The organism is Peribacillus sp. TH14 (assembly GCF_016651145.1).
GTDB lineage: Bacteria > Bacillota > Bacilli > Bacillales > DSM-1321 > Peribacillus > Peribacillus butanolivorans.
Window position 1 is genome coordinate 5608320 of the sequence record NZ_JAEKEK010000001.1, and the last position, 17895, is coordinate 5626214.

At 35.1% G+C, this 17895-nt stretch carries 10 protein-coding genes and 2 pseudogenes; 3 read left to right on the top strand and 9 right to left on the bottom strand.

Going from position 1 to position 17895, the window contains the following annotated elements; all coding sequences use genetic code 11:
* Positions 1-4: 4 nt before the first annotated feature.
* From JFU50_RS26900 to JFU50_RS26915, 4 genes and pseudogenes are all read right to left on the bottom strand, one after another.
* Positions 5-977 (bottom strand): annotated as a pseudogene (locus tag JFU50_RS26900) (quinone oxidoreductase family protein).
* A gap of 19 nt (positions 978-996) precedes the next feature.
* Positions 997-1590 carry a flavin reductase family protein gene (locus tag JFU50_RS26905; protein WP_201181035.1) on the bottom strand — a complete coding sequence of 198 codons (594 nt, stop codon included), beginning with the start codon at positions 1588-1590 and terminating at the stop codon, positions 997-999.
* Positions 1591-1630: 40 nt separating this feature from the next.
* Positions 1631-2839 carry a CaiB/BaiF CoA transferase family protein gene (locus JFU50_RS26910; protein ID WP_201224875.1) on the bottom strand — a complete coding sequence of 403 codons (1209 nt, stop codon included), beginning with the start codon at positions 2837-2839 and terminating at the stop codon, positions 1631-1633.
* Positions 2840-2842: 3 nt separating this feature from the next.
* Positions 2843-3640 carry an enoyl-CoA hydratase/isomerase family protein gene (locus tag JFU50_RS26915; protein WP_201181037.1) on the bottom strand — a complete coding sequence of 266 codons (798 nt, stop codon included), beginning with the start codon at positions 3638-3640 and terminating at the stop codon, positions 2843-2845.
* 440 nt (positions 3641-4080) lie between these two features.
* Here JFU50_RS26915 and JFU50_RS26920 point away from each other — a divergent pair, with 440 nt between their 5' ends.
* Positions 4081-4683: a GntR family transcriptional regulator gene (locus JFU50_RS26920; protein ID WP_242489112.1), complete on the top strand. Its 603-nt coding sequence runs from the start codon at positions 4081-4083 to the stop codon at positions 4681-4683.
* A gap of 943 nt (positions 4684-5626) precedes the next feature.
* A complete protein-coding gene (locus JFU50_RS26925) occupies positions 5627-6937 on the top strand; it encodes an SLC13 family permease (RefSeq protein WP_201224876.1) in 1311 nt (436 codons plus the stop codon).
* A 423-nt stretch (positions 6938-7360) separates the two neighbouring features.
* Here JFU50_RS26925 and JFU50_RS26930 read toward each other — a convergent pair.
* From JFU50_RS26930 to JFU50_RS26945, 4 genes and pseudogenes are all read right to left on the bottom strand, one after another.
* Positions 7361-7641 (bottom strand): annotated as a pseudogene (locus JFU50_RS26930) (response regulator); the annotation flags it as partial.
* Entirely contained in the window at positions 7628-8638 is a 1011-nt protein-coding gene (locus JFU50_RS26935; protein WP_201224877.1) for an alpha/beta fold hydrolase, read from the bottom strand. The gene JFU50_RS26935 and the pseudogene JFU50_RS26930, both read right to left, overlap by 14 nt.
* Positions 8639-9782: 1144 nt before the next feature.
* The gene (locus tag JFU50_RS26940; RefSeq protein ID WP_201224878.1) at positions 9783-11723 is read right to left on the bottom strand and encodes a PhoX family protein; all 1941 of its coding nucleotides are present in this window, start codon (positions 11721-11723) and stop codon (positions 9783-9785) included.
* A gap of 682 nt (positions 11724-12405) precedes the next feature.
* Positions 12406-14550 carry a bifunctional metallophosphatase/5'-nucleotidase gene (locus JFU50_RS26945; RefSeq protein WP_242486127.1) on the bottom strand — a complete coding sequence of 715 codons (2145 nt, stop codon included), beginning with the start codon at positions 14548-14550 and terminating at the stop codon, positions 12406-12408.
* 945 nt (positions 14551-15495) lie between these two features.
* Between JFU50_RS26945 and JFU50_RS26950 the strand changes: the two genes are divergently transcribed.
* Complete coding sequence (locus JFU50_RS26950; RefSeq protein WP_201225203.1) at positions 15496-16134, top strand: YitT family protein; 639 nt, start codon at positions 15496-15498, stop codon at positions 16132-16134.
* A 511-nt stretch (positions 16135-16645) separates the two neighbouring features.
* Here the strand turns inward: JFU50_RS26950 and JFU50_RS26955 are convergent.
* Positions 16646-17545 (bottom strand): DMT family transporter, encoded by a 900-nt coding sequence (locus tag JFU50_RS26955; protein WP_201181043.1) that lies wholly within the window; start codon positions 17543-17545, stop codon positions 16646-16648.
* Positions 17546-17895: the final 350 nt, after the last annotated feature.

Sequence of the window (17895 nt, forward strand, 5' to 3'; positions counted from 1 at the left end):
CACATTATGGAATTAATAGAATTTTCCCTACACTATTCCTACTCTCAATCCATTTATGTGCTTCTGCTGCCTCGTTTAATTTAAATTTTTTACTTATGACTATTTTTAATTCCTTGTTTTCAATTAATTTCAATACATCTGAAACTGGTTGAGCTAATGCTTCTGGCCGTGCCTTTAACTGGGTTCCTAAACTATATCCTAATACGGAACGGCATGTTTTATGGAGATCGTTGGTTTTGACTACACCTGATTCTCCTAATGAGCTTCCAAAACAGACAATTCTTCCGAAAGGAGCAAGATATTTCATACTTTCTTCAAAAATCTTCCCCCCAATTGAATCGAGAATAACGTCAGCACCTTGTCCATTTGTTAATTCAAGGATTCTTTGCTCCATGCTTTCTGTATTGTAATTAAGCACAGCATCTGCACCTGCACTTTTAGCTGTTGCAATTTTTTCATCAATTCCCACTGTTCCAATGATCATCTTTGCACCCAATACTTTTGCAATTTGTATTGCAGTTGTACCTATTCCACCAGAGGCAGAATGAATAACAATGATTTCTCCCTTTTTTACATTCGCAGATTGTGACAGTAGATTATATGAAGTTACTGAAACAACTGGGCATGCTGCTGCAATATCAAAGCTAACATTATCAGGAATGACATAGGTTAGTTTATGCCACACAATATTCTGAATAAGAACCGTTGGCTGGAAAGGCAATTACCCGATCCCCCACCTTTACATTTTTCACTGAATTACCTACAGATTCTACTATCCCAGCTACATCTAATCCTGGTATAAAAGGCGGGTTGCCTTTTCCATGATACTTACCTAATCTTGCTTTTATATCAGCAAAGTTAACACTCACTGCGGCAACTTGTATTAGAACTTGGTTTGGAGCTATGAGAGGCACAGTTGTTTCTATTACTTCTAATACCTCTGGACCTCCAAATCGATTAACATAAATGGCTTTCATCAGATTATCACTCCCTTTTTTATCTGGGGAGAAGAAAAATATTTTCAACAAGATTATAATTTCCAGCAAGTCGACCTACTGGTTGTAATTCTTCTATATTGACCTTCCCATCACAATATAAATCGTCAATAATATGATATTGAACAAGTCTGCCAATTACGAGATGATCTGATCCAAGTTCGATAATTTTCTCTAATCGACATTCCATTTTTATATCTGCTTCCATTATTAATGGAGATTTTACTATCTTACTTTCCATTGGTGTTACATTTACACTCTTAAACTCATCAACCTCAGGTTGAAAATTACCAGAACTTAAATGCATCTGATTTGCAACATTATTGGACACTACATTGATGACAAAATCTTTTTCACTACGTATATTTGTCAACGTATCCTTTTCTGTTCCATTTCTTTCACCGACACCTGGACCTATTGAAATGCCGAGCATTGGCGGGTTTCGCGAAACAACATTGTAAAAACTGAAAGGTGCTAAATTATATACTCCATTTCTACTAACCGTAGAAACCCATGCAATCGGTCTTGGGACAACTGAACCAATGAGCAATTTATATATTTCCTTAGGTGTTAGCGTCTCCGGGTCTATAAACATCTTTATCCTCCAGGGTTTCCATAATGGATACTTTTTTCATCTATTTTTTTATTAAACTAGCTTTTTCTGGAGCTGTAATATTTAATTCAACAAAGCGTAAAATTTCTTCATCACTATAACCTAACTCTTCTAAAATTTCGGTCGTATGTTCCCCTAATTGTGGTGGCACAGTTTTAACCTCCCCTGGTGTTCTTGAAAATTTAACTGGAATTCCTAACATTTTAATAGGCCCAAGTGTTGGGTGCTCCCTCTCAATTATCATTTCGCGTTCATACATATGTTTATCATTTAGAATGTCTGAAAACTTATTTACTGGACCGCACGGAATTTTCACTGATTCAAATAATGCAATCCACTCATTAATTGTTTTGTTCTGAAATACTTCATTTAAGAGAGGAATAAGTATCTCTCGGTTTTCCACCCTCTTTGGATTTGTTACAAACCTTTGATCTTTTATGGATTGTAAATCCATCACCTCAACAAATCTATCCCATAAACCATCGTTCCCAACAGCAAGTATGAAGTATCCATCAGATGCTTCAAATACTTGATAAGGGACAATATTTGGATGAGCATCTCCCAGTGGTTCTGGATTTTTTCCAGAAGCAAAATAACTGCCTGCTAAATAAGTTTGCCACGAAACGACGGTATCCAGTAAGGATGTGTCTACCCACTGACCTTCGCCAGAATGATTACGTTCATGCAAAGCTGCTAAAATGCCAAAAGCTGCCCACATTCCAGTACCGACATCCGCCATGGAAAATCCTGCTTTCACTGGTCTTTTCCCGAGTTCTCCTGTTACTGACATTAACCCGCCCATACCTTGGGCTAAAACATCATATCCTGGTTTCTTTGAATATGTACCCGTTTGGCCGAATCCGGAAATTGAAGCTAAAATAACTCCTGGATTATGCTCTTTAAGGACCTCGTAACCTATACCAAGTCTCGTTAAAGTACCTGGACGGAAATTCTCAACTACAACATCAGCATTTTTAACTAACTTTAAAAAAATTTCTTTCCCTGTTTCTTCTTTTAAATTGAGTACCAAGCTTTTTTTATTTCGATTAACGCTTAAAAAATAAGCGCTTTCATTTTGTAAAAAAGGGGGACCCCACTCTCTTGTATCGTCACCTTTTGGGGACTCTATTTTGATTACTTCTGCACCTAGGTCAGCAAGTGTCATTGTACAGTATGGACCACTCAAAATACGGGTTAAATCTACTATTTTAATTCCTTTTAGTGGTTGCATATATTATCGTCTCCTTTGAAAGTTTGGTTTTCTTTTTTCTACAAAAGATCGAACACCTTCTGGAAAGTCAATGGGGTCAACGCTGGATTGAATGCCAGTTTCCCATGGAATTGAAATAGTCGGATAATTATAAGCAACTGACCGTTTTACAGCTAAAAGGGAGGCTTGTGACTGCTCCAAGATCCTTTTGCCAAGATTTATAATGAAATGATTAATATCTTCTTCATCATCTAGAAGATAATTGATTAGGCCCAATTGATAACACTCTATTGGATTTAATAAACGACCCGTATAAACTAGATCCATTGTTCTACTTTTTCCGATCATGTCGGCTATTCTTTTCGCAAATGGTTGGTTCAAAGTAATCCCTAGTCTTCCAACTGGAATTCCCATTAGTGTGTGTGGCGTGCCAATTCGTATATCGCATGCTAAGGCCAATTCAAAACCTGCACCTAACGCAGGACCATTTATGGCGCCTATTGTAGGTAATGTTATTTTTTCAAAAGTAGAAATGGCCTCTTCCATTAATCGAAATGCTTCATTTGCCTCAGCAATTGTTAACTCATTAAATTGTTTAATATCGGAGCCAGCAGAGAAATGAGTTTTACTTCCACGCAATATTACGACTTTATTCTTTGGATTTTGAGTTATCATTTTCCCCATCTCTGCTAAATCATTCCACATTCGATTTGTCAGTGCATTTTTTAATTCTGGACGGTGTATGGTCACTATCGCAAACCCGCCGCTTTCTTGTAAGGTAATCTTCCCATTCGTTTCAGTTCGGTTAATCGTAACTTTCATGCTGAATTCACCCCTTTAATAAATTTGAATTTGATGACTTCTTTACTTGCTTTTTTAAAAAATTATCATGTACCGAAACTAAAATAGTATATTGTCGACAATCGTTTATTGTGAATGATTACATCCTAATATACTTTTAATGTAAATTCAACTAATAATTATTAATTTATATAATTTTCTGACTATTTATTTTCAGGCTTATTACGTGTATTTTCAATTTGTCGATAACATTGGTTGTATTTACTTCTAAAAAGAGTGGCAATCTTCACCCTTTTTCTCATTTCAATTGATTTAGTTTGATGACAATATTTTGCTTTTTTAAAAAAATTTAAAATGAGTAGGATTTTCCCAAAAAGTTTACTTCGATTTTTCTAAAAGTTCTGGTATTGTATACATTAATAAAAGTTCAAAACTCATGTCCAGGTTAAGGAGGACAAATAATGGTTGATAACAACATTTTTGATAATAACTCACTATCTAGGCTGATAGCCGAGAAAATAACTGAAGAAATTATTACTGGGAAACTTAAAGCAGGAGACAAATTAATAGAAGCTAATTATGCTGAAGAATTTGGGACAAGCAGAGCCCCAATAAGAGAAGCTTTTTATTTATTAGCAATCGATGGTTTAGTTGAACGGATCCCAAGAAAAGGTTCCGTTGTAAAGGGCTACTCAGAAAGAGATATTATTGATCTGTTAGAAATAAGAATGATGCTCGAAAGCCTGGCAATAGAGAGGATTGCAGAACTCGATACACCTGAATCATCTCTAATTCATATGGAACAGCTTGTTAATAAGATGGATCTGGTTGATGGTGACCGTTTGGAATACGCGATGTTGAATCAAAAGTTCCACTTGGGGATTATCGAAATGAGTAAAAGTGATATTATCGCCAATATGTATTCTAGATTAGGACTACCGCTACTATCATTGCAACGACTTTCTTTTGAATGGGTAGAGAATATTAATAAATCACTTAAAGAACACCATATTATTTTAAATCATTTACATAAAAAACAATTTGTTGAAGCAAAAAAGTTTTAATACAGCATAACCAAAATGTCTTTAACCCTAAAGGTAAATCACAACCTAGCATTAAAGGCATTAATAATTAGATTTTCCCTTAACAATCCATGCAGAACAAAGGTCAAGTTGATCTTACCAATTCCAATTATTGAAGCCGAAACGGGTGTTTTCAATGAATGTAGTTATTGAACGTGCATGTGGTATGAATGTTGATGAGGACTGTATTACTGTATGAACTATGACACCAGAAGAAAAGGACGTTGAAAAACAAAATTAGAAAACCATATTCCATAGTTTCCTACCTAAAAACACTTTCCCTTGTTTTTTCAACATGAAAACTTAAATTGAAAAAAGTGAAAAAGCCTATCTCTACGAGCAGGCTTATTTGCCTTTCCCAAAATGCGGTTTATTCTTTCAAATACATAGGGTACAAAAACCAACTTCTGGTTTAACAAAACTTCTTGAATTTACACCCTCCTATTTGGATTAAGGGAATTTAATAAAATTGATAAAAAAAACATTGACAGAAAATTCTAATTTCATTAGAATTACAAACATCAGCATAATTTTGTCGACAATCGCCATTAGTTTTTTATACAAAAATGAACTAAGGAAAGGAGGTTAAAGAAATGAAGCTACTCTACAATTGGTTAAACAGAAATTAAACGTGTCTTGTATTATGCAATTACTCTTGATGATATTAATAAATTGTTGACAATTACTCTTCATTTGAAAAACTCAAAAAAATAATTCCCTAATAAGGATATTTATTGGCATTCATAATACTTCTAATTGAAAGCGTTTTCAGATTTGTGAATCAAAGTTTTAAATTTTTAATAGAGTATTTTTCTTATGAGTCTGTTACAGTGCGACCCTACCTCTAAGACGCAAGCAAATGGATTTGTTCAGCACATGGCTCAGGTCACACATGAGCAATTTATTAAACTTAGGGGGACATATTATGAGCATAGAAATCGGAGCTATTATATTACTTTTACTCATGTTTATCATTGGAGCTATTCTTCCAATAAACATCGGTATTATTGGTTTTGTTGCTGCTTTTATCATGGGTGTGTTAGTCAGTGGGCTAAGCGTTGACGAGATCTTTAGTGCATTTCCTGCAGATCTATTCGTCCTACTTGCAGGAGTCACATTCTTATTTGCCATTGTCCAAAAAAATGGAACCATCGACTTAATTAGTAGATGGGGACTCCTTTTGGTTAAAGGTAACACCGGCTTAATTCCATGGATTATGTTCGCCCTGGGTGCTATTTTGACCAGTATCGGTACATCTGCCATTGCTTCTGCTTCTATCTTAAGTCCAATTGCGTTACGAGTTGCCTTTCAATACAAGATTAATCCTCTTATGATGGGCTTAATGCTACTTATAGGGGTGACTGCGGGTGGTTTCTCACCACTTCATCTTTTTGGTGTGATTGTGAACGGTATGATGGATTCACAAAACCTCCCACATTCACCAGGTTTGCTTTTCTTAAACACCTTTATCTTATGTGTATTCGTTGCGATTATAGTATTCATTCTTTTTGGAGGACTTAGGTTTTTTAGGAAAGATTCTGTTCACCTGTATACAGCAGCTACAGTAGAAACAGTAGAAACAATCGATATAAATGTAAATCAAGTAGATAATTCAGGAAAATCAGAAGGGCGTTTAACTTGGTATAGAGGATTCACACTTCTTGGAATAGCTCTTCTAGTCGTCCTAGCTCTAGGGTACAATGTACACATGGGCTTTGCCGGGTTTGGAGTAGGGTTGGCACTTTTCTTGATGGCTCCAAAAAGGCAAGAAGGCGTCTTACAGAGTATGCCTTGGCCAATTATCCTTATGGTAACAGGGATTGTGACTTATGTAGGAGTACTAGAACAAATCGGTGTTATCGAATATATGACCCAGTTAATAGCTGGCATGAATAATTCTGTAATGGCAGCTCTAACAGCATCTTATATTGGAGGAATTATCTCATCTTTCGCCTCAACAACAGGTTTCTTGGCAGCCATTATTCCACTCGCGATTCCAATTCTTCAGGATCCGACTGTATCATCCATAGGTGTCATATCATCCATCTCTTTTGCATCGAGCATTGTGGATATAAGTCCCTTCTCAACAAATGGTGCTATGTTGCTCGCAAATGCTCAAGGTATGAACCAAAATGAATTTTTTAGAAAACTCTTAATTGCATCCGCATGCTTTGTTGTTATCGGACCTGGACTTGCTTGGCTAATATTTGTCGTAATCGGAACACCATGGGGATAGACACAAGCTCGTCATTATCGTTCGTTATGACGAAGGGAATTGCTTAATTAACCGGTAAGTGATTCCCTAATAAGTAAGATTATTAAATATCTATACCTGGTACTGATTCCGTACAAAAAAGGAATTAGTACCTTTTCTTTTTATTTACCGCCCAGTCAATTAACCAATTAACTCATAATCATCCACCTACTATCCTGGATTTCCTATATAGATGAGCTAAGCTGTATCCAAGTTAAGCCTTGACCTTAAAAGTTCTATAATTCCAAATCCCCCTCCTGAAACATTAAAGATTCCACCAAAAATGGTATAACTTTTAATCAAGTTCAACTAATATTTAATCTATAATTTCTGCAAATAATTCAACGACCCTATGTTCTTAGTCAATTGTATTTTCTACCCCGCAATTTAAAAAAGTTTGTAATGTAACTCTCTAGAATCAAAAGGATTTACCCTATCATTTCGGACAGAGAGAGAAATTATGAGAATATTTAATCCTAGTTTTTTATTTTCTTTGTGATTTGATAGCTATCTTCACCTAGTAACATAACATCCATTATGACTAAATCTATCTTATGGATGATATCCAGAACTACTCTTCCATCCGTTTTCCAACAAACATAGTACGCTTCGAGTTACAAAATTTTTTGAAGTAAATCGCCAATTATCAAATCGTCTTCTACTATTAAAATGTTATATCCTTTCATCACGTAGGATTTCATTTTTTTCAACTTCTTTATTGATAAATTCCATTGAAAGCTTATATATTTCATCAGGCACGTATAAATAAATGCTGTGTGTACCTCTAATTTTTATGACATCTGCTATTTCTAATTGTTCTGCAAATTCCTCATAATCTTTGTTTTTTTGTTTTGTATATTTTGAGTTTTTATATTGGTCAGCAATTGCATCTAAAAATAAAATAGGTGTTTCTTTTGGTATCGGAAGGTTAACTGATTTTTTACCGTTTTCATAAGCCTGTAAAAGTTCTTGCTTCATATCATCATTAAAAAATTGTTTATAGTATAATGCTTTATAAATTTCTTTTTCCTCTTCAGTTAAAAATGATTGCCGAATCACTTCAGGATTATAAGTAGAAGAAGGAACAAGTCGGTGCAAACCAATTTTCGTTAAAATATTTATTCCTCTTACTGTCAATGAATCAACTAGGTTCATTTTATGTGTTACGTACTGTTGAGGTAAACCAATATCTAAAGCAATAATTCCCTTTATTTCATCTGGGTATCTTTGTGCCCAGTAAATAGCTTCTATCCCTGATAATGAGTGAGGCACTAATATATACGGAGGTTTATTTCCACTTTCTATTAGCGCTTCTCTAGTTTGCTCTAGTATTTTGTCAATATCTCTGTCATCGTTAAAAACGTCACTGTACCCATATCCAGCTCTTTCAATGACAGCTATCTTATTTTCTTTTGAAAAATTGCTATATAGTCCTTTCATGTCATAAACAGGAGCAGCGATCCCGGAGCCAGCCATAAATACAAATATATCCTCACCACTTCCCTCATTATAGACATGAATTTTTTTATTATTAAACTTAACGACTGTTCCCTCACTTTTAAGGAGTGCTGCTTCCTTACTTAATTGAGAGTTATGGTAAATAAAAACAGATACTGATACGAGCAAGATAAAGGCAATAAATAAAACAAATATTTTCTTTAATACTTCGAATACTTTTTTCATAGACTTCTCCTTTCAAGTTTTACACTCTCCATTAAAGAAAATGATAGATTGATTGTATCGATCAACAAAACTTCGATTCATCAGTCATTCTCCTTTTCTTGGTAGTATTATTTTTTGTTTTAATATAAGAACTTTAAAATTCATTTAAGTTAACCGTACATTCTCTAATACGGGTCTCGCCATCTATCAGGTTAATACAAGGTCCTTTCCTTAAAACGCCAAAGGGGCTATCTTTCTATATTTGGAAGGGCGGCTTTTTTTATAAAGTATCTATTCTCCCATGAAGTACAAAAATTACAAACAACGTCAACCAAACTAATAAGGTGATTGTAAAGGGTTCTCTGGACATATTCCTTTCTACAACAGAGTTTATATCTATTTTAAAAATCATTTCAATTTCTTTCCATCGATTTACCTAACAATAAATAAATAAGAATGACAGAAATGTCACTTACGTGTTCGACCTATCAGCAACAAAACATAAAAATACGTTCAAAAAATATTATGTGAAATGTGAAATAAGAAGAACCAGCGTACGCCAGCCCTACTTAACATAATTAGGATTAGAGGCAATCAAAAAAGTCCTTAGATTTAATAGATTCTAAGGACTTTTTATGTTTATAAATGTGTACTTTTACGTACAGGATTAATAAAACAATATTTATAATTTTATTTCTTGGGATCATCCTGGTTTTTGGTTCAAGAGATTCTTTATAATAACAATCGACATTGGCTAAAGTTTACGTACAATCCTTCACAATCTCATTCTATTTCCCACCTATAGGTTTCTCTCTAGCAAAATCCCTACTTGTTCTGCCACTGCTTGAGGTGAGACACGAATCTCATTTCTAAAATAAGATTCCTACGTTTTTTTATTGCTTCAAAATTGTGTCATAACCCCAACAAATAATACAGAGCCAAATTAAAATGGATGAGGGCTGTCACAAAAGTCATTTTTTAATCACTTTTATGACAGCCCTATTCATTTTTATAAGCACAATAACTTCATTTACTGAAGGCATTTTAGGAGCCAGTTTATCCATTACTTAGTAACTTTATCAGTGCTTATATTTCCGGTCTGCATCAGTTGCCGTTACGTAAATTTGTGTTCCTTCATTCAGGTTCATTACCTAATCTAAACTTATCATTTTTTATCAATTTCTAAACTTTTTTGATATTTACCATTATTATATTTTGTTAAAGAAGGTATACCAGAGATATAACCAATCCCCCCTGTTTTATTAATGCCAATTTGTTCGTCAACAGCTTTAAATAATTCATCTTTGTTAACAGCTGTAATTGACTTACCATCTAGTTCATCACCAGGATGTTGGAAATTACTGAAAATGTATGAGAATCCATTGCGGTCATCAGCAGCAAATAATCCAGTTGCTTCGGCTCCTGCTGGAACAGATAGAATACGATTTAATTCTTTCGTTTCAACATTATATGCCCAAACATAGTTATTTGTGTGAGCACCGCTATCTTCACCAATAAAGAGGGTTCTCATTGCTTCAGAATAACTTAAGTTATCGGGATTAGCTACTTTGTCTACATTTGCAGTGTTTCCATATGCATCAGCATTAGGAAGGTCTTCTCCTACCACCAATCCATACATTGATGGTGCTACATAAGAGCTATGAATAGCCTTTCCTTCGCTATCCTTTTGACCACCTTGTAAATCCAATTGATAGGTTACACCAGCTTTAATTTTTGGTAATTGGATATGGTCTGCTGGGTCTTTTCCTGTTGAATCTTTTTCCATACTCTTACTTTGATCGGAAATAGCAATATATACTTTTTTATCCTTTTCGTTTAGCGCTAAACCTTCCATTTTGTTAAATTCAGTAGTCGCACCAAGCATTGCTGCGTATCGGCGTGTTTCAAGGAAGGCAGCTGCTTTTTCTTTACCAGGTTTAAGTTTTAGATATTCTGTTTTACCATATGAATATTGTTTAATCGCTGTAAAACCTTCTTTTGGTACATCAGAAGTTTCAAAAATATCATTGAATGTAATGCCGCTGTCAATAATTTTTTCCACTTCTTTATCCGTTGTATGTCCTAAATTAATCCATTCTAAGTCTCCTGAACCACCATTTTCAGTACCTGTTTGTTTAAATTTAGCTGCATATAGTGTACCCGCTGATAAATCTTTTGCTTTATCGGCTATATACATAAACATTCCTGTATTACCACCATCATCACCGTAAAATACAGTTTTGTTATCAGGCATTACTTTAGCTAACTCATGAGAGAAACGCCCTGTACTGTAATGTTTCACAACCGATGCTTTCCCCTTCTTATCTACTGTAATTTCAGGAGTGTAGCCATAGAAATAAGGATTAGCCTTTGCTTTATTTCCAAAATAGAATTGAGCAAATGTTTCAACTTGACTTCTTGTTTTTGATGTAGGGTCCGCAAATTGACGAGCATCTGGCTCATACTCTTCTGAACCTAAATGTGTATTCCATGGTGATAAAGAACCATTACATGGAATCCAAAGTCCATTTACTGCCGAAAAATCGATTTTTTCTACTTTTACAGGTTTAAGTTCACCTGTTTTTTTGTCCTGTTCCAACTCAGTTAAAGACATAGATGCTGGGACTAAACCGTATGCTGATTGACCAGCAGCATCAATTGTTTGATATTCATAATGTGTAACCATATAAAGTTTGCCGTCAATTGGCATTAATAAGCTATTTGAATCCGGAGCATCTGAAACAAAATATTTTCCGTCTGTGCTGCTTGGATCCTTAATTGGATTTCCTTTTACATCAATTGGTGTACCTGCAGGAATTTTTTCACCTTTAACGATTGCTACCTTATCTTCCGATTTAAATAGGTAGTTGTAGGACAACGGAAATGTTTTTACTTTTCCATTGCTATATTTTACATCAACGGTTGCAGTTGTATACGTTTTTACCATTTCATCGATAGTAGCTGGTGCTTTCATTCCATTAAATTTAACAGATTCAATTTTACTATTTTCCTTCGCAGTAGCTGCTGTCGGTGATAGTGCTGGAACTGTAATAGCTAAGGCAAGTGCTAAAGTAGCTCCTGTTTTCACAATTTTCTTATTAATCATCTAATGATTCCTCCAAGGAGATTTATATTTTACAATTCAATTAAACCAAAACTATATAAATATAATGTTAATTTTTTATATTAATATTATTAATTCCACAAGGGGGCTGTCCGATAAGTCCCTAAAATAAAGCAAGTGAAGAAAAACAGGTTGTTTTCCCCACTTGCCTTTGAATTTTTATAATCTTTTTCTGAAAGTAGCTGGAGATTGTCATATGGTTTGAAGTCTTTTTTTCCTTATATTAATTTACTAACAAAAATAAACAAACTTATAAAAAGTGAAAACTTACTTTTTGGCCACGGTAATCACAAATGGAGTGGATTAACTTTGGCGGCGGTCATCAAATAGATTTTGGTGATATTAGAGACAAAAAAAGAGTAGAATGCTAAGATTAATTTCAGCATTCTACTCTTTTTTGACTGAGTGCTTATTTTTATTTAGATAATAATGAATTCAAAGAATGAAATACTTTTTAACTTTCAACTAGAAACCTCATTTACTTATGGTACGGTTCACTCTAACGTTGAATAGAGTAAATTAAAAAAACAGATAGAGTGCGCGTAAAACAAGCCTCTATCTGTTTTTTCAGTTCCTATTTTCTGGTTAGCATCCTACTTTTTCGAAAGGTCATGTTTTTATCCTTGCCATCATTTTATTTATTATAAAAGACTCGAATCGAAAACTAACTTGCTAATAAGGCTGGGAACTCATTCCCGCTAGTTTCTGTTCTATGTTCAATGATGTATTGAAGCATGAACATGATTTCGTTTTTGTCCACTTCCTCTAAATGCTTATTTGGGAGCTCGCTAATACGCGAGTAAATTTTTTCTAAAGATTGATAAGCCTTATCTTCTTTATCTTTTTCAAAAGTTTTAATTGCGTTCTCCAATTGAGCAATAAGCGATGTTTTGATTCCTTTATTTCCCTCTGCTTGTTTCACTAAAGAAATCGCATTTTCGACTGATGCAGGTGTAATGAATACCTCAAGAGCTTTCGGCTCTGAAACATTATGCACTTTATCAATCGCACGATATTGAATAGAGTTTTTACCTTCTTTATTAATAGTTAGCCCCTCATCATAACGTTTCCAAGTGACACCGTTATCTAGACTATACTCAATATGCGAAATCCCGATACCTGCATCTGTTGCTTCCAAGGATACCTTAACTTCATGAAGATACGATCCGTCTCTCAAGTCAGCCTCATGTAATACCACATCCGCCAGTTCAGGTGCCTTGAAGTCTTCCGAGATTCTTCCTTCCGCTACATAATGGATTGGTCCATTAAAGCTTTTCACGAAGTTTACAGTAGCTTGTAAATCTTCAGGTCCTTGAACTGGATCATTGCCATATTGGCGAATTTTATATTTATCAGTCTCATGTTCATACATATAATTGTTGACAGTAAGCGTATAGGTCCCATTCTTATCAATTGGTGTTCCATCAGGAAGATAGATATTCACTACTTTCCTTGTCGCACTATCCCATATATATGAGAATCCACTAATGGAGACGTCTGGCCCATAGGATGAAATCTGAGCATTTAATATAGGTTCTAATGCTGATCCTGGAATGGTGACCGTAACCAATGTGTTATTAAATGGCTGGATATTGAAAAGATTTTCCCAAGTAATTTCGCCTTGGGCTAGAACGTCACGGATTCCTCCACCGTTCATTAAGGCAAAATCAGACTTCATTTCATCATTCATTCCGTCTGCAATCAAGTTTCCAAGAGCATTGTCACCAATGATGCCTTTGATAGGGTATCCGCCAGTCATTGGAGTGGCAGCATAACCCATGACTTCATTCAATTTTGTTCCAACCATTTCTTTATATTTGGCTAGAATGGCACTAACCTCTGGATCAGGAGTTGCACCTTCTTGAATAACATCAACGATTTCTGCATGTTTTTCAACAATGTCGCCTGTAACACGATCAATATTCAAATCAATATCCGCAAAGGATTTTCCATATTCCCAAGCTTGGACAATAAGTTTGTTGTCTACAATCGCATTGAGTTTCACATGGTTATGAGCAGCAATAATGACATCTACCTCGTCATCTACGTTCTTAGATAAACTTGCAATTTGACCAGTGGCCGTTTCACCGCTTTGATTTCCAGGAACGTGAGCTAAAACGACAATTGCCTTAATTCCTTGTGCTTTTAGCTCCTCCGTATATTTATTAACAGCGGCAGCTTCGTCCGTGAAACGAATATCCTGAATACCTGAGGCCATCACCATATTAGGTGTTTCAACCGTAGCTACACCAATAAATCCAATTTTCACACCATCTACTTCTTTAATGGCATAGGGATCTAATATGAGCTTTCCGCTATCTTTGTATTCCACATTTGCAGCAATAACTGGAAAGTCCATCCCGTTATATCCTTGTGTGCCGTTCGGATGGTCACCGCCATTTACCATCCGAAGGAATTCTTGTGTACCTTTATCAAATTCGTGGTTACCTACAGTTCCTACATCAAATCCGATTGCTTCCATGATTTCAACAGTAGGTTCATCTCGAAGTAAAGCTGAAACCGGAGAACTGCCACCAATCATATCTCCAGAATGGATAATTAGCGTGTTATCTGGATTGGTTGCTTTACGGGCTTTTAAATAAGTAGCCAAATAATCAGCACGTCCGTAATTTACATTATTAATTGTTGCTGTTACATCAATCTTACCATGTAAATCATTCACCGAAAGTAATTTAACCGACACGGTATCTTCTGCATGCGCACGAATGGCAAGACTTGAGAAGATGGGTAGAACCAGTAGTGCAATAACTAGTAAATTAATAAATCTTTTACAAAATAGTTTTCTCAAAATTTCATTCCTCCTATTATTCCCCAATAATAATCTGGTTATTTATATAGAAGGTTAATTCCATGTTAATTTCATGTAAATTATCAGAAAATAATCGTTTTTACCTAGTGTCATGACTTTTAAATAATTTCAAAGTCCTGTTTCAGATTTATCTAAGTTACAAAAACTAAAGCAGACTTAACTAGTAGCGGTGTATGGATAAATAATAGAATGATATATTACTACTTGATTGGATTAAATATCACAAATTACTACAAGTAAACATTCATAGTAATATAATAAACCGAGATGTAAACACCTTTGAAACTATATTTAAAACAAGAATATTCGAGGAGTTATTAGGCACAGATCTATTTACTGAAAAAAAAGCCAGCCCTTGGCTAGCTTTCTTTGTTGAAGGTGTCTTCCAACCGTACTAAAAACCTCATTTACTTATGGTACGGTTCATCACTAGTAATCCTAAACTACATCCTTGACAATATGCATAATTGTTAAATAAGAGGAAAAACCATTCTTCAACTCCCTCAGTTTGATGCGAATATCTCTCGAATGCTCACTTATTCGCAGGATTTCATAACCCTTGTAATTAGACTTACGGGTAAATGAAATGAGTTCAGATCAGTTAGGCTTCGTGAAGGCATAGTTAAATAAAGGAGCCAGCTACCACTCCATATTTTACCATATAATACACATCTCTACGCCGCCCCTGGAGGCTTTCCCTCCCATGTCTCAACGGGTCAATTGCCCTCTCATTCCTTCGTCATGCCTATCAAGAAAACGAAACAATTTCAAACACAAAAAAACGTTATTCTTTGAGTAAAATACTCGAAAAGGATGACGTTTTTTCATGGTCCTCTCGCTTTGAATTTAATAAATCATCTTGTTCGTTAGGCCTTCTTCATCTAAAGTAGATAGATATATATGATGTAGAGGTGAAGAGATGACATTTCTTTTATTACGGTATTTTATTTTTTTCTTGGTTTAATTTTCTTTGGATTAGGGAATGCGATTGCGGTGAATGTTCAATCCTTGGGGTCGCATCCATGGGAGGTTTTAAACGTCGCCCTGTTCCAACGGTTCGGGTTCACGATTGGGACGTGGAGTGTCATATGCGGCTTAGTACTTGTGCTAATCGCCTGCGTCGTTGATAGGAAGTATATTAGCATTGGTACCTTTCTAAATGCCTTGTCAATCGGCCCGATTATGGATTTCTTCTTGCATCTCAACATTCTTCCTCATGAAACGGAGCATTGGTGGTTAAATCTATTCATCTTGTTGATGGGTATCATCATATCCGGCATTGGCGGAGGAATCTATGTGGCTGCGGGAATCGGGGCCGGTCCTCGGGATGGTTTCATGCTTTCCGTTTCGGAAAAAACCGGGTTATCTGTCAGCCGTGCAAGAATCGTTGTCGAGAGCCTCATCTTGATTATCGGCTTCATCCTTGGCGGTCCAGTGTTTATTATGACGTTTGCCTATACCTTTATTCAAAGCCCGATCTTTCAGTTTTCCATGAAGCTGATGAGTTCCTATATCGCTAATCTTGATCGGAAGCAAAAGGGACAATTTAAGATCCCCTTATAATTGGAAGAGATTCTGTTTGTAAATCATAAAGATGCTATAGAAAAACAGACCTTAGTCATGAAATGTATTGTAGGGAGCATAAAAGTGACAGATTTACGCAATAAACCAAATAAATATAAAAAATCCACTCCTTTTTAAAGAGTGGTTTTTTTATATTAATGATTAGTATAATTAACATTTTCTTAGCAAAATATGGTTAAAGAAAACTACATATATTCTAACGAGGTTTATTTTATAATATAAAAATTCTTAATCTTTATTGTTGTTTTTCCAAACAATAGCTCGGATAACTCCAACTTTTTACATAATCCACCCTAAGAAATAAATGGGAAAGTATTAGCCAAGTCTGCAAATAATACTACAGGAAATAAGACTAAACTGGTTTGGTCATCCATATAATCAAACTCGGATATGTGTCCATAACGATATTTGACCTAATCGCATTTTATATGTATAAAGCGACCGATCTAGATCGTAATCAAATTATAATATTTTAGAAAACAGCCATATTTTATAAATTTGAGTCGGGTATTGTCTGTGATTTTAGTTTTATGTTTACAAACAAAATACTAATCAAGATAAATAAAAGGCCAACTAATAAATTTAGTGTAATTTTTTCATGCAACATAAAAGAACTGCAAAGGATTGCAATAAGCGGGATAAGGAACGTAAATGAACCTACTTTGCTCGCTTCTCCTGAACCTACAAGTGTAAAGAATGCAAGCCACCCAAATGCAATTACAAAGATAGAGATGAATAATAAATTTATAATAAATGGAAATTCCCACTGGATATTTGACCAGCTTTCAACGCTGGAACCTACACTTAATAAAAAAATGCCTCCCATAATAAGTTGTAATGTAACCATCCAAATTGAGTCTACACGATCACCAGTTTTCTTAATAAAAACAGTACCTAATCCCCAGGATAAAGCAGAGCCAAGGGCAAGAATAATTCCAATCGCTGAAACATTGCCTGTAAATCCTCCTGCACTTATTATAGCAACACCTGCGAAGCCAAGAATTAATCCAATAATTTTTAATCCATACATCGATTCCCCTAGCCAAATCCAACAGAAAATCCCAAGTAAAACTGGCTCAATGAACACGATGGCCGAAAATAATCCCGCAGGTGCAAAACCAAGACCTACCGTTTGAAGGCCGTAAAAGAGAATAATGTTTAGAGAAGCAGAAATTAGGTAAAAATGCCATGTTTTTTTAAAGCGAAGTTTTTTATATCTCGGGAGAGCAAAAATTAGTAAAATCAGACCACCCAATATAGTTCTTGTTCCCGCAAATAATATTGGTGGTGTATAATTCAGCGCCATTTTAGACAATGGCCAATTAACGCCCCATACAACTACAAGAAATATAAGCAGTAAAGCTGTATTTGTTCGAGAAATCTGTTTCATAGTTGTGCCTCCTTAACATTCGTACCTAAATCATAATACTACTTTTAATGATTAATTCAAGTTATACAATCAGTTATGTTTTTTAATGATTTTGTACTCAACAGAGAAAATTTTCTAAAGTATTAATGGGACTCTATATTATTAGAGACAACATTTTTACAATTTGGTTTTTGAAACTATGTAGCTAATGAAGTTCGAGAGTTAACTTTTATATTGGAATTTCTTCATAAAGGCTGATATCACAAAGTGATCACCTTCCACACCAAAGTTATTTGTGGTGCAAAGTTTTTCGACATTTATCGAAAAAAAGGGTTCAGTAACATCCCCTCCCACTACATCCCTTCCCTCCT